The sequence below is a fragment of the Bradyrhizobium septentrionale genome, from assembly GCF_011516645.4.
GTDB classification, from domain to species: Bacteria; Pseudomonadota; Alphaproteobacteria; order Rhizobiales; family Xanthobacteraceae; genus Bradyrhizobium; species Bradyrhizobium septentrionale.
Map to the genome: position 1 here is coordinate 9,502,746 of NZ_CP088285.1, position 14,103 is coordinate 9,516,848.

At 64.8% G+C, this 14,103-nt stretch carries 12 protein-coding genes; 1 reads left to right on the forward strand and 11 read right to left on the reverse strand.

Annotated features, from left to right (window positions below; translation table 11 throughout):
- Position 1: 1 nt before the first annotated feature.
- The 6 genes from HAP48_RS47690 to HAP48_RS47715 form a co-directional block, all read right to left on the reverse strand.
- Positions 2-931, reverse strand: a complete 930-nt coding sequence (locus HAP48_RS47690; RefSeq protein WP_165124688.1) for an NAD-dependent epimerase/dehydratase family protein — start codon at positions 929-931, stop codon at positions 2-4.
- Between the two features lie 3 nt (positions 932-934).
- Positions 935-1,786, reverse strand: a complete 852-nt coding sequence (locus tag HAP48_RS47695; protein ID WP_166207679.1) for a class I SAM-dependent methyltransferase — start codon at positions 1,784-1,786, stop codon at positions 935-937.
- Complete coding sequence (locus HAP48_RS47700) at positions 1,776-2,381, reverse strand: acyltransferase (protein ID WP_166207682.1); 606 nt, start codon at positions 2,379-2,381, stop codon at positions 1,776-1,778. The genes HAP48_RS47695 and HAP48_RS47700 overlap by 11 nt, the downstream gene beginning before the upstream one ends.
- Positions 2,382-2,511: 130 nt before the next feature.
- The gene (locus tag HAP48_RS47705) at positions 2,512-3,609 is read right to left on the reverse strand and encodes a glycosyltransferase family protein (RefSeq protein WP_166207685.1); all 1,098 of its coding nucleotides are present in this window, start codon (positions 3,607-3,609) and stop codon (positions 2,512-2,514) included.
- A gap of 3 nt (positions 3,610-3,612) precedes the next feature.
- Positions 3,613-5,451, reverse strand: a complete 1,839-nt coding sequence (gene asnB, locus HAP48_RS47710; protein ID WP_166207688.1) for an asparagine synthase (glutamine-hydrolyzing) — start codon at positions 5,449-5,451, stop codon at positions 3,613-3,615.
- A gap of 2 nt (positions 5,452-5,453) precedes the next feature.
- Entirely contained in the window at positions 5,454-7,007 is a 1,554-nt protein-coding gene (locus HAP48_RS47715; protein WP_166207691.1) for a lipopolysaccharide biosynthesis protein, read from the reverse strand.
- Between the two features lie 305 nt (positions 7,008-7,312).
- Here HAP48_RS47715 and HAP48_RS47720 point away from each other — a divergent pair, with 305 nt between their 5' ends.
- Entirely contained in the window at positions 7,313-8,506 is a 1,194-nt protein-coding gene (locus tag HAP48_RS47720) for a CaiB/BaiF CoA transferase family protein (protein WP_166207694.1), read from the forward strand.
- A 6-nt stretch (positions 8,507-8,512) separates the two neighbouring features.
- On the opposite strand, the gene HAP48_RS47725 is transcribed toward HAP48_RS47720, so the two are convergent.
- From HAP48_RS47725 to HAP48_RS47745, 5 genes are all read right to left on the reverse strand, one after another.
- Positions 8,513-10,024 carry a tripartite tricarboxylate transporter permease gene (locus tag HAP48_RS47725; RefSeq protein WP_166207698.1) on the reverse strand — a complete coding sequence of 504 codons (1,512 nt, stop codon included), beginning with the start codon at positions 10,022-10,024 and terminating at the stop codon, positions 8,513-8,515.
- Between the two features lie 22 nt (positions 10,025-10,046).
- Positions 10,047-10,589 carry a tripartite tricarboxylate transporter TctB family protein gene (locus HAP48_RS47730; RefSeq protein WP_166207701.1) on the reverse strand — a complete coding sequence of 181 codons (543 nt, stop codon included), beginning with the start codon at positions 10,587-10,589 and terminating at the stop codon, positions 10,047-10,049.
- Between the two features lie 72 nt (positions 10,590-10,661).
- Positions 10,662-11,765, reverse strand: a complete 1,104-nt coding sequence (gene mtnA, locus HAP48_RS47735) for an S-methyl-5-thioribose-1-phosphate isomerase (protein ID WP_166207704.1) — start codon at positions 11,763-11,765, stop codon at positions 10,662-10,664.
- Positions 11,762-12,637 (reverse strand): S-methyl-5'-thioadenosine phosphorylase, encoded by an 876-nt coding sequence (locus tag HAP48_RS47740; RefSeq protein WP_166207707.1) that lies wholly within the window; start codon positions 12,635-12,637, stop codon positions 11,762-11,764. The genes mtnA and HAP48_RS47740 overlap by 4 nt, the downstream gene beginning before the upstream one ends.
- Before the next feature lie 160 nt (positions 12,638-12,797).
- Positions 12,798-13,775 carry a Bug family tripartite tricarboxylate transporter substrate binding protein gene (locus HAP48_RS47745; protein ID WP_371261156.1) on the reverse strand — a complete coding sequence of 326 codons (978 nt, stop codon included), beginning with the start codon at positions 13,773-13,775 and terminating at the stop codon, positions 12,798-12,800.
- Positions 13,776-14,103: the final 328 nt, after the last annotated feature.

A 14,103-nucleotide genomic window follows, 5' to 3' on the forward strand; every position in this document is an offset into this window, starting at 1 on the left:
GTCACGAAGCTTGCCCCTTGAACCACGTCACGTAGTCGGCAAGGCCCTGAGCAAGCGGAATGCGCCAATCGAACCCGATTTGGCGCAACATCGCATCGTCCGCCAGCAGGCTCACGGGATCGCCAGGCCGGCTTACTCCTGAGTGTCGCACGACGGTGTTGCTGCCCCACTGCCCGATCAGGCCGGCGGCGATGTCGGCAACGCTCGTCCCTTGGCCCGAACCGCCGTTGATGATTCGGAAAGTCTGCTGCGGCGACGCTTCCGCGAGGCCGGCAAGCAGTCGGACGACGTCGCGAACGTCGGTCCAGTCGCGTATCTCGTTACCCGTCCCGCCGAGGGTGAGCACCTGCTCCCCGGCCTTCAGCCGCGAGCAGATGTCCCAGAGCAATTGTTTGCGGAGGTTGGGACCAAAGACCGAGAACAGCCGTACGACGGTGCAACCGAGGCCGAACGACCGCGCGTAGCTCCGGCACAATTGCTCCATCATGAGCTTGTGCTGCCCATAGGGCGACATCGGAGCCGGCACGACACTTTCAGCGATCGGGCCGATATGGTCGGCGCCATAAACGGCCGCACTCGACGCGGCGATCACTGCGCAATCCGGCGCGGATCCGCGCAGCCATTCGAGCAGCCGCGCTGTGCTGGCGACGGTCCGCGAAAAATCCTCGAACGGCCGCTCGATCGAGACGCCGACGGATGATCCACCGGCCAGATGAAAGACCTGCGTCGGCAACCCATGCGCAGCGGCAAGCGTGTTGAGATTGGCCGCGTCAATCTCACCGTTGATCCAGCTCTGCAAACCAAGGCGCCGGGCTTCCGCTGCATCGAGTGCCCCGTGCCCGACGCCATGCACCTCATGGCCCGTCGCAGCCAATTCATGCACGAGATGGCGGCCGATGAACCCGTTGGCGCCGGTGACCCAGACGATCATCGCTCAGGCCTTGTGACAGACGAAGGAGTAGAGCCGGCCAGGTCGATTGTCGAAACGTTCGGCCATCGACAGCAGTGAGACGAAGACCTGGCGTGACGCAAGCGCGGTTCGCCACAGCGGCGCCACCGGAACCTTTTGCGTCAACTTGGTCACGATCGCTGCTCTCAGCGTGTCCAGCGTATAGGGAAACAGGTTGATCGGGCTTTGCAGCGGCGCCAGCGTGTCAATCGCGGAAAATCCCGCGGCGGTCAGCGCGCCGGTGTAGCGATCGAGCAGGAAGGCATGCTCGCCGCCGTAAAGATGATGCAGCGGATGCTGCGCAAGGAACTGCGGAAGATCGGCCTCCTTGGTGATGACATGTTCGCGCGCCGCGATCAGCATGCCGCCGGGCCGCAACACGCGGAACATCTCCCGGCATGCACCTTCGAGATCGCGCGTATGGTGCAGCACGGCACGGGCGAAGACCAGATCGAAGATCGCATCGGCGAACGGCAGCCGCTCGGAAAACTCTTCGACCACCCGGATTGGCAATTGCGTCTGCGCCGCCAGCTCGCGGATCGCCGCCGCACCCACGATCGCGCTGTGATCCGGCTCGAGCGCAGTCACGGCAAAGCCGCTTCGAGCGAGCGCGTAGCTCGCGATGCCGCGGCCGGCACCAACGTCGAGCGCGGCACCAGTCCGGCCCGCCAGCAGCGCGGCAACCGCCTGCCACTCGGAGCTCTGGAAATAACGCTCGGCAGCGCCGATCAGCGGATCGTCGTAAAACGCGTCGAGCACGAGCTGGCGCTGGTCCGGCTGATTGCGCAGCCAGACCACTGCTTCCTCCCAGGTAGTAAACTTGCGCTCACCGCTCATCGGGGCCAAGCTCCCTCACCAGGACGGCCGGATTTCCCGCGACGATCGAAAACGGCGGAACATCCCTAGTCACGACCGCACCGGCCGCGACAACGGCGCCCTGCCCCACCGTGACGCCGCGCAAAACCATTGCACCGGCCCCAATCCAGGCATCATCGCAAATCCGGACAGGACGCTCGTCAAGCGAGATGTCGCGCGGATGGCCGCGCGTGAAAATCTGTTTGACTTGCTGATGCCGCTCCGCTGCGCGCAGCGGATGCGTGAGGCTGTCGAAGACGTTCGCCGAATGCGAGATGAGAACACGGTCTCCGATTTCGATGGACACCGCGGACCAGATCCGTGTCCCCTCTCCAACATAGCACCACTCGCCGATCCGCACCTCACCGCCATGAGCGAACGTCATAAGCTCTCCGAGAATCCGGCTGTGGCTTCCAACCACGATCCTGTCGGTGTCGCCGACGATGTTCTTAACTCTCGCGCTAGTGCCAAGCACCGCTCCGTCCTGCAGCCGGCAGGTGGCACGGCCGATCAACCGCTGGACGAGATAGTCGAAATTGCGGCCGGTTAATCGCTGGATCAGGAAATCGAGATTCATGCGGCTTACGGAAAGCGAGCCAGTTGGCCGGCGATCCGGGCCCGCAAGTCCGGCCACCTCAACCCGCAAGTCATGTCATCACCCCATATTTTCAGCATCGGGCCATCCCGCAAGCTCCCGCTACGATGGTCTAGCACGGCCCAATCCGCGCGACGAGATCGATAAACTGTGCCCATTGCGAGGCCTTGCTGTAGGTCTCCTGCACGCGCCTCCTACCGGCTACGGCGATCCCAGCCCAATGTGGCCAATCCTGCAGGCTGCTTGAAATTACCTCGGTGGCCCTTTCAGCAGCGTCGTAGGTGCGCATCGTGACGCCATCCTCCATCCCCTCCGGATAATTGCCGGCGTCCGACACGAGCAGCGACCCGCAGCCCATCGCCTCGAAGCAGCGCATGTTGCCGCGATCGTTGCCGGCCATGTCGATTGCGCCGTTGAGCACGATCTTCGCCGATCCGAACAACTCGTAGAGGTCCCTGCCGAACAGCGGCAACCTCGCGATCCGCGCGATGGCTTCGGGACGCCGGTGCTTCCCCAGCGGCAATAATCGTCCGACCGGGCTTTCGGCGAGCCGCGTCAGCCGCGACGCATCGAGGCGGAACACGATGTTGCGATCAGCCGCCAGCGCCGCGACCTGTTCAAGGGCCCTGCCCCGCGCGCTGTGGTGCCGCGAATATCCACCGACAAACGCCACGTCGATCGGCCGTTCGCCGTGGCCGTATTGCTCCATCACCGGATCGACCGCGGGGTAGAACAGCTCCGCGCGGCACCCCTTGCTGCGCCAGGCTTCGAGGATCGAAGGGAAGTTTCCAAGCACCGCGCCATAGGCGGTCAGGTCGGCATTTCCGGAGGGTGCCGCGCGCCAGCACAATGTCTTCTTCACGCAGCCGGGAAGCTTTGCGACGAACGCGCTCGGATAGCGCACCGGATCGAGATTGTAGAACACCTCGGTTCCGTGATGCTCGATCTGCGCAAGCAGGATTGCCTCGAGCGTCGGCGTCCCCTTGATGCCGTGCTCATGCGCCCATCGGCGCTGCAGCACTTCGTCGTCGCCGTTGGTGAAGAAGGTTTCGGGTGCGCCGTCGAGCACCGGCTTGAGGAAATGCGCCGCGCCAAAGCGATCGTGCAGGAACACGTCGCGCCGCGCCGCGAAGGTCGATGCCTTTGCCGCGAGCTGGTTCAGCCGCGGCAGATAGGACGGATAGAGACCGCTGTTCTGGAACAGACGCATTGCTTACGCGGACCTCGCCAACATCCATTTCATGTTCAGATACGGCCAGATCCGGCCGACGGATTCCCAACCCCAGCTTTGCGATGCCGTCAAGCGGCCGACCGCCTTTCGAAGCGGCACCTCGTCGACGAACTCGGCAAATGCCGGGACCTTCCGATCGAGCAGCTCTGTGGTCCAGCCGGCCAACGGACCGTTCAGCCATTCCGGCATCGGCGAATTGAATCCGACCTTGCGGCGCGCGGTGCGGATGCTCTCGGGCATCAGGTTTGCCATCGCCTGCCGCGCCACCACCTTGGTCATGCCGTCGGCCGATTTGCTCGTTTCCGGCAGCGCCATCGTGTAGGTGACCAGCCGCCAGTCCATGAACGGCATCCGGACCTCGATCCCGTGCGCCATCGAGAGCCGGTCGAAATTGCGAAGAATGGTGGGCAACGTGGTCGAGTGAAACATGCGGTAGAGGCGCCGGTTCAGCGCCCCCCACGCGCCCGGCATTTCGTCATCCTCGGCGACCAGCCGCAACGGTGCGGGCATCGCCGCCGCGCCGCCGCGCAGGAAGTAATACCCCTGCCGCCTGATCATCTGCGCCCGCAAGAAATCGATGCCGCGCTGCGCCAGCTTCGATCGTGACGTGAGCGCGGCCGCTGCGTTCCGGATCCGGAATGCGGTCGACTGCCCCTCCTGCATGTAGGCGCCCATCAATTCATCCGCGCCGTGGCCGTCAAGCGACACGGTGACGTTCTGGCGCCGGAGTTCGCGATAGATCAGCCACGGCGCGCTCGGCAGCCCAATATAGACGTCGTCATTGTCGTCGAGGATCCGGTCGATGTCGGTGAGCGCATCAGAGCGGCCGATCTCGAGAAAGCTCGGCGCCACCTCGGCCCACGCGGCCGCTTCCTCCGCCATCGGCCGCTCGTCGTTGCTGTCGCCGGGAAAGGTCGCGACAAAGGCGTGCCGCCAGGCGGTGCTGTCGCGCGGCCCCATGCCGGCCTTCTCATGCGCCGACATGGTGCAGATCACCGCGGACGAGTCGAAGCCGCCGGACAGGCAAGTCCCGATCGGAACGTCGCTGCGCATGCGCAAGGCCACGGAATCCTGAAACAGTTCGCGAAAGCGCGCCACGCGTTCGGCCTCGCTAGCCGGGACATCAGGCAGGTGATCCACGGTCCGCCACCAGCGGCGCACCTGCACCTTGCCCTGGCGCAGCCACATGCAGTGGCCGCCCTGCAGGCGGCGCAGTTGCGCGAACAGGGTCCGCTCGCTGCCTTCGATCCCGAACGGATCAAGCAACAGCCGCCGCGCCACATCGATGTCGAGCGATGTCTCGATCAGTCCGCTCCGCGCCAGCGCCCGCTGCTCGGACGCGAACACGAACCGCTCGGACGACAGCGCATAGAGCATCGGCTTGATGCCGAAACGGTCGCGCGCAAGGAACAGATCATCCGTGGCGGTGTCGTAGATCGCCAGCGCCCACATGCCGTTGAAGCGCAGCAGCATGTCCTCGCCCCACGCCTGCCAGGCGGCAAGGATCACTTCGGTATCGGACTGGCTGCGGAACACCGCGCCCTTCGCCTCGAGCTCGCGGCGCAATTCGAGGAAGTTATAGATCTCGCCATTGTAGACGATCACATGGCGGCCATCGCCTGATTGCATCGGCTGATAGCCGCCCTCGCCGGGATCGATGATGGCGAGCCGGCGATGGCCGAAGGCGAGGTTTCGCTTGGCGTTGAACCAGATGCCCTCGCCGAACGGACCGCGATGCGCGATCAGACTGGTGAGCCGCGAGATCTCGGCCGGCTCCACGGCGGAGCCGCGCAGATTGACGATGCCTGCGATACCACACATGTCTAGGCGGCCTTGAAGGGCAAGAAACGGGTGATGATGATGCGGAGGTCCCGCCAGCAGACGGCACGATAGGGACCAAGCTGCGACATGGCGATGGCGGCAACGAAGATCGCCCCCGCCGAGACGCCGTAGAGCGACACCACATACCACCATGACGGCGCGTGGTCGAATGAGGTGTGGCCAAGCTGGGAGCGCAGCGCCAGCGCAACGGCGATCCCGGTGCCGAGCGGGACGAGGACGAAATGCAGCATCCGCGACCACATGGCTGAAAGCCTGAAGGTCCGCCGCAACAGCAGCACCGTGGTGACCATCTGCGCGACCATCCCGACGCAGGTGCTCCAACCGGCCGCCTGCCAGCCGAAATACGGCAATGCGACGGCGCTGGTCGCCAGCGTGAAGACACCGGTGACGAGCGAGATCAGCGCGTTGGAACTGGAGCGCCCCTGCGACAGCAGATAGAACGCAAACACGTTGGCGCAGGACCCCAATATCCCGCTGATCGCGAGCACCACCAGCACCAGCTGCGCCTCGGCCGCCACCTCGGCGCCGGTCCATCGATACAGCAGTGCGCCTGCGACCGGGATCAGGCCGCCGAGCGCGCTCGCGGAAAGCACATTGAGAATCCAGGACGAGCGAAGCAGCAGGTCGACCTTGCGATCGTCATCCTCCTTCTGCAGCGTGCTGAAGAACGGGAACAGGATCTCGCCGACCTTCAGCACACCGATATAGACCGCCTCCTCCAGCCGCTGCGCGACACTGTAGAAGCCGACGAATTGCGGCTGCAGCAGCGCGCCGAGCAGATAGCGGTCCGCCTGGCCGGCGAACAGCGCGCCGCTTTGCGCGGCAACCTGCCAGCCGCCAAGCTTAACCAGTGCACGCAGCGCGCTGCGATCAAGCGCCGGCCGTGCCAGCCAGTCACCGATCGCGTGCCGCGACCAGGCGACGGCCATCAGGAAATTCGTTGCGAAGCCCAATGCCTGACAGCCGAGGAAGGTCGAGGCGCGCGGCGCATGCGGGATCAGCAGCAGCATCGACATCGTCGTTACCACCGTGCCTGTGATGCTGATCGACGCGATCCGCCGATAATCCTGGCGCGCCGTGAACAGCGAGAGGAAGACCGCAAACAGGCACTGGCACAGCCAGCCGGCGCCAGCCAATGCAAAGGCAAGCCCGAGGTCGTCGCCAGCCGGACCACCTAGGTGAAATCCCAATCGTGCGAGCGGCGCGCCCACAAGGCCGAGCACTACCGCGATCAGGCCGCCCACGACGAGGGCGAGCGCAAGGGCGGTCGCAAAAAATCGCCGCGCCTCGTCGCGATCGGGCGGTTCCAATCGTTGCGCGAGCTCGCGCGTCGTGGAGAGGCCGAGCGCGTTGCTGAACATCAGCGCGGGCGCGACACACGCTGTCACCAGGCCGGCAACGCCGAACGCGGCGAGGCCAAGGCGGAAAATCACGAATGGCAGGATCGCGAGGTTGAGCAGCACCGCGACCGCAAAGGCAGTCGCGTTCCATGCCGAGTTGCCGAGCAGATGGGATGGACCTTTCTTCACCGCCATGCCCGCTTTCGGTCCATCGCTTCGATATGCCTCAAGTGCCTATTCCATAAGGGCAAAACCCATTCGGCTCGGCGACGGGCTAGCAGCCGCCGGGGTGATTGTCGAGGGTTGGCAGCTGGTAATGCCGGCGAGCAGGCCCGGCTCCGGCCCAAATCCGTCCAAGGGACGAACCGATCTCCACGGAACCATGGCTGGTCGTTTCCAGCCCGGTCCGGCGTCCGGGTAACAGTTGGAAAGGTCAGCCAAATTGTCTAAGGCAGATAGGCAGTAGCCCGAGAGCGGCCCGCCAAACAAGAGGTGTCTCAATGCCCTTTCCCCGCGCATCCCAAGCCCTGTCCCGTTTCACCGTGCTGGATTTGACCCGGGTCCGATCTGGGCCGACCTGCGTGCGCCAGCTCGCCGACTGGGGTGCCAACGTCATCAAGATCGACGCGCTGCTCGAGGACGGCGGCGGCGAGCAGCCGGGCGGCCCCCGCGGCGGGTCCGACTTCCAGAACCTGCATCGCAACAAGCGCGCCATGACCTTGAACCTGAAAGACCCCAGGGGGCTCGAGGTGTTCAAGCGGCTGGCCGAACAGGCAGATGTCGTGGTCGAAAACTTCCGGCCGGACGTCAAGGCCAAGCTCGGTATCGACTATGAGAGCATCCGCAAGATCAATCCGCGGATCGTCTATGGCAGCATCTCCGGCTTCGGCCAGGACGGCCCCTATCACAAGCGCCCGGGGTTCGATCAGATCGCGCAGGGCATGGGCGGCCTGATGTCGGTGACCGGCGCGCCCGGCGAGGGGCCGATGCGGGTCGGCATTCCCGTGGCTGACCTCACCGCGGGCCTGTTCTGTGCGCTCGGCATCCTCACCGCGCTGCTGGAGCGCGATGTTTCCGGCGAAGGCCAATGGGTGCAGACCTCGCTGCTGCAGGCGCAGATCTTCATGCTGGATTTCCAGGCGGCGCGCTGGCTGATGGAAAAGGAAGTCGCCAAGCAGGCCGGCAACAACCATCCGACCTCGATCCCGACCGGCGTGTTCAAGACCTCCGACGGCTACATCAACATTGCCACCACCGGGGGCCGGATCTGGGAGCGCTGCGCGCAGGCGATCGGCGCGCCCGACCTGGTGACCGACCCCGATTACGCGACCGCACCGGCGCGCTCGAAGAATCGCGACGCGCTCAATGCGCGGATCGACACGCTGACCCAGAAGAAGTCGACCGAGACCTGGGTGCAGGAGCTGAACGCCGCCGGCGTGCCGTGCGGGCCGATCTATTCGATCGACCAGATGTTCGAGGATGCCCAGGTCAAGCACCTCGGCATGGCCCAGCACGTGCCCAATGACGAGAACCGGCATATCCAGCTGGTCAGCCAGCCGGTGACGCTGTCGCGGACGCCGAGCAGGATGGCGGCACGCCCGCCGGAATTCGGCGAGCAGACCGAGGAACTGCTGGCCGAATTCGGCTTCGACAAGGACGAGATCGCCGAGCTCCGGCAGCGCAAGGTCGTCTAGCCGCGACTACGCCCGCGCCGGCCGCAACAGGCGCCCGAGACCGACGAAGGCCTTGTCGATCACCGGCCAGAACAGCAGCACGATCGCCAGCGTCGTGATGGTGCCGACGAGGCCGTTCGACCAGAACACCTTCATGTCGCCGCCGGAACCAATCATCGAGAGCCGGAAGGCGTCCTCGGCGCGGTTGCCCAGCACCAATGCGAGGGTGAATGGCGCCAGCGGAATGCCGATCTTCTTGAAGACGTAGCCGACGACACCGAAGCCCAGCATCAGCCAGATGTCGAACATCGCGTTCTGGATCGCATACGCGCCGATCGCGCAGGACACCACGATCATCGGGGCTACGGCCGCGAACGGCACCCGCAGGATCGAGGCGAAGATCGGCACGGTGGTCAGCACCAGCACCAGGCCGACGACGTTGCCGAGATACATCGAGGCGATCAGGCCCCAGACGAAATCCTTGTGCTCGACGAACAGCAGCGGGCCCGGGTTGAGGCCCCACACCATCAGGCCGCCAAGCAGGATCGCAGCAGTGCCCGAGCCGGGAATGCCGAGCGCGAGCATCGGCAACAGCGCCGAGGTGCCCGAGGCGTGGGCGGCGGTCTCCGGCGCGAACACGCCCTCGATGCGGCCCTTGCCGAAACTTTCCGGATCCTTGGCGAAGCGCTTGGCGAGGTTGTAGCCCATGAAGGACGCCGCGATCGCGCCGCCCGGCGTGATCCCGAGCCAGCAGCCGATCACCGACGAGCGCAGCAGCGTCACCCAGTATTTCGGCAGGTCCTTCCACACCGACAGCACGACGCGCAGGCTGATGCCGGCGGCGTGTCCACGCAGCGCCAGGCGCTCCTCCATCGTGAGCAGGATCTCGCTGATACCGAACAGGCCGATCACCGCGACGAGGAAGTTGATGCCGCGAAGTAATTCCGCCGAGCCGAAGGTCATGCGCAGCTGCCCGGACACCGTATCCATGCCGACGCCGGCGAGCAGCAGCCCAAGCGACATCGAGATCACGGTCTTGTGCTTGGCCTCGCGGCCGAGGCCGACGAACGAGCAGAACGTCAGCAGGTAGACGGCGAAGAATTCCGGCGGGCCGAACTTCAGCGCGAACGACGAGATCATCGGCGCCAGGAAGGTGATCAGGAGCACCGCGACCAGCGAGCCAATGAAGGACGAGGTGAACGCTGCCGTCAGCGCTTCGGCCGCCCTGCCCTGCTGCGCCATCGGATAGCCGTCGAAGGTGGTCGCGACCGACCAGGCCTCGCCGGGGATATTGAACAGAATCGAGGTGATGGCGCCGCCGAACAGCGCGCCCCAGTAGATGCAGGACAGCATCACGATGGCGGATGTCGGATCCATCGTGAAGGTCAGCGGCAGCAGGATCGCGACGCCGTTGGGACCGCCGAGCCCGGGCAGCACGCCGACGAAGATGCCGAGCACGAGGCCGACCATCATCAACAGCAGCGTCTTCCACGTCAGCAGGACGGCAAAGCCGTGCAGCAACAGACCGAAGGCTTCCATGTCTCGAAATCCTGTCGGTTGGCTAGCGGCCGAGAGCCGCTTCGAGCGGCCCCTTCGGCATAATGACGTCGAACGCGACGTCGAAAGTCACGAACATCGCGGCGGTGAAAACGAAGGCGGTCAACAGCGACTTCCACAGCGCGATCTTGCCGACCAGGCGCATGAAGGTCGCGATCAGCAGAAAGCTCGCGACATAGAGGCCGAGATACTGGGTGGCGAGGCAGAACAGCAATGTCGGCACGAACACCGCCATCACCCGGCGCAGCTGGGCGCGGGTGACGAAGGTCTCGGCGGCCTCCCGGCGCGAGAGGAAGGCGGCGCCGAGGCCATAGAGGCTGGCGCCGCCGAGGATGACCGAGAGATAGAACGGAAAATAGCCCGGCTGCGGCCCGGTCGAATCCCACGAGGCGCCGGTCCGCCAATTGTCCCAGCCGAGCACCAAAGCGAGCACAAGCAACAGCAGCGAGACGACGACGTCGACCACGCCGGTGCTGACGACCGCAGGCGAGTTCTCTTCAGGCGCGGTCGGATCGTCGACGACGATCTCAATATCGGTATTGGACATGGACGAGACGGTCTCGGTTGCGAGGGCAACGATTGGGATAGCGCGCTGACACAATCACCGTCAATGCAGCCTTCAGCCAACGCCGGAACGTTCGGGAAACGCGCTCGCAAGTGCAGCACGGCTAGCGTTGAGGACGCCGCGCTCGGTAATCAATCCCGTCACCAGCCTCGCCGGCGTCACGTCGAAGCCGAAATTGGCGACGGAAGAGCCTTCCGGCACCACGCACACGGTCTCGATCCGTCCATCCGCCGTGCGCCCGGTGAGATGCGTCACCTCGGCGGCCGCGCGCTGCTCGATCGGAATCTGCCTGATGCCGTCATCGATACGAAAATCGATGGTCGGCGACGGCAGCGCAACATAGAACGGCACGCTGTTGTCGTGGGCGGCGAGCGCCTTCAGATAAGTCCCGATCTTGTTGCAGACGTCGCCATTGGCGGCGACGCGGTCGGTCCCGACGATCGCGAGATCGACCATGCGATGCTGCATCAGATGGCCGCCGGTGTTGTCGGGGATCACGGTGTGCGGCACGCCGTGATGCCCGAGTTCCCAGGCGGTCAGCGAGGCGCCCTGATTGCGCGGCCGCGTCTCGTCGACCCAGACATGGACCGGAATGCCGCGATCATGCGCCTGGTAGATCGGCGATGTCGCCGTTCCCCAATCCACGGTTGCAAGCCACCCGGCATTGCAATGCGTCAGCACGTTCACCGGCTCGCCCGGCTGCTTCGTTGCGGCGATTTTCTCGATCAGGCCAAGCCCGTGGCGGCCGATATCGCGGTTGATCTCGACATCCTCATCGGCGATCTCGCGGGCGCGGGCATAGGCGGCTTCCGCGCGGGCTGAAGCTGCGAGCGGCGCGAGCGCGCGCTGCATCTCGTCGATCGCCCACTTCAGATTGATCGCGGTCGGCCGGGTCGCAGCCAGCATCTTGCCGGCGCGGTCCAGCGCCGCGTCGGACGCATCGGCGCGCATCGCAAGCGCCATGCCATAGGCCGCGGTGGCGCCGATCAGCGGCGCGCCGCGGACAAGCATCGAGCTGATCGCCTCGCCGGCCTCGTCCGCCGTCGTGAGCCTGGCAACGACGAATTCATGCGGCAGCCGGCGCTGATCGATCGCACCGACCGACCAGCCGTCGGGCTCGAGCCAGATGCTGCGAAAATGCCGTCCATCGACCTTCATGCGTTCAAGACCCTTCCGGCGACGGCATCGAGCTTGGCAAGCAGCTGCGGATCGCGCGCCGCGGGCGACGTGATCAGCGCGGTGTCCAGTGCGCGGTCCGAACCGATCGGGCACGGCTCATGCTCGCGCGGGAAATCCCGCGCCAGACGCGCGACCAGCGCCTTTGCCTTCTCGGAGTTCGAATTCAGCACGCGGATGATATCCTGCACCGTCACGGCATCATGAGCCGGATGCCAGCAATCGAAATCAGTGACCATCGCCACGCTGGCGTAGCAGATCTCGGCCTCGCGGGCGAGCTTGGCTTCCGGCATGTTGGTCATGCCGATCACCGAATAGCCCTGCGCCTTGTAGGTCAGGCTTTCGGCGAGCGAGGAGAATTGCGGCCCCTCCATGCAGAGATAGGTGCCGCCGCGCGCAAACGCGATGCGCTCGGCTTCGGCCGCGGCGGCGAGATGCTTGACCAGCAACGGCGACACCGGATGCGCCATCGAGACATGCGCGACGCAACCCTTGCCGAAGAACGAGCTCTCGCGCCTGTGGGTGCGATCGACGAACTGGTCGACCAGCACGAAGCTGCCCGGCGGCAGCTCCTCCTTGAACGAGCCGCACGCGGACAGTGCAACAAGGTCGGTGACTCCCGCCCGCTTCAGCACATCGATATTGGCGCGATAGTTGATGTCGGACGGCGACAGCGGATGTCCCTGGCCGTGCCGCGGCAGGAACACGATCGGCAATCCCGCCATCTCGCCGCGGCGCAGCGGCGCCGACGGCTCGCCCCACGGGCTCGTGATCGCTTCCTCGCGGACATTTTCCAGACCTGGCAGGTCATAAATGCCGGATCCGCCGATGATGCCGAGAACGGCTTTGGTCATGATCGCTCCTCACAGTCCCGCCGGACATTCCGCCATAGTGCGGCGCAATATCGATGGGGTGGCTGCGCGATGCAAGGCGATTCCGAGCGGGAGGTAAAGCAAGGGCTGCGCCGCCGACACCCGCCGCAATCGGGCGATGTGTCGGCAGCGCGGCGGAGGCTCATTTCGCAACGAAGCCCGCCGCGTTCATCAGCGAGGCATTGACCTTGTCGTCATCCTCGAGGAACTCGATCATGTCCTTGCCGGTGAGGAAGATCGGCTTCAGCGCCTGCTTCTCCATATAGTCCTTGTATTCCGCTGTCTGCGTCACCTTCTGGAACAGGTCGGCATAGAACGCCTGCTGCTCCTGCGTGACCTTGCCCGGCAGGAACATCGCGCGCAGCATCAGATACTGCACGTCCAGCCCCTCCTCCTTGCAGGTCGGGATATCGTTCCAGGATTGCGTCTCGGTGACCTTGGTCTTGTAGGAGATCCGCTCCTTGTCGAACACGCAGAGCGCGCGAACCTGTCCGGCCCGCCAGACTTCCAGATTCTCGCTCGGATTGTTGACGTTGGACTCGGTGTGGCCGCCGACCAGCTGGGTCGCTGCCTCGCCGCCGGATTTGTACGGCAGATAGGAGAATTTGGCGCCGGTCTTCTGCTCCATGAAGACGGTCAGCACGTGATCTTCGCGCTTGGAGCCGGTGCCGCCCATCTTGAACGGCGCGCTCGCCGCCTTGGCGGCCTCGATGAACTCCTTCACGGTCTTGGGACCCGTTGCATTGTCCCACAGCACGAACTGATCGAGCGCGATCACCGACACCGGCGTGAGGTCGCGCCAGTTGAAGGGAATTTTCGCCGATAGCGGCAGCATGTAGATCAGCGAATAGGCGATCAGCACCTTGTTGGGATCGCCTTCGCTCGACTTCATGTACATCAGCGCTTCCGCACCCGACGCGCCGCCCTTCAGCGACACCACCATCGGCTGCTTCATCAGATTGTTCTTCTGGATCGCCGCCTGCATCATCCGCGCCATCTGGTCGGAGGCGCCGCCGGCGCCGGCCGCAACCACGATCTCGACCGGCTTGCTCGGCTCCCAGCCGGCAAAGGCCGGCGTGCTCAGCAGCAAGGCCGCGATGGCAGCCGTGGTTTTCACAATCTGTCCCACGTGTTTCTTCCCTATCTATTTGTTCGGCTTGGCGAAACCGTCGAGGTGGCGGGTGCGGTCATTGTGCCGAGAATGAAGGTGAGTTCAAGCCGCGAACTGCCGCATGATCTATGACTTTGGAATGAGGTGGGGGCGTCGCTTCGCTCGCAATGACCGGCTTGCACATCGTCAGTCCCGTCATCCTGAGGAGCGCGTAGCGCGTCTCGAAGGATGCACGGCCACCAGCCGGGCCGTGCATCCTTCGAGGCTCGCGCCGCTCGCACCTCCAGCGACAAAGGCGAAGCCTTTGCACGGGGGTGACGGTCCTGTTCGGATTCGA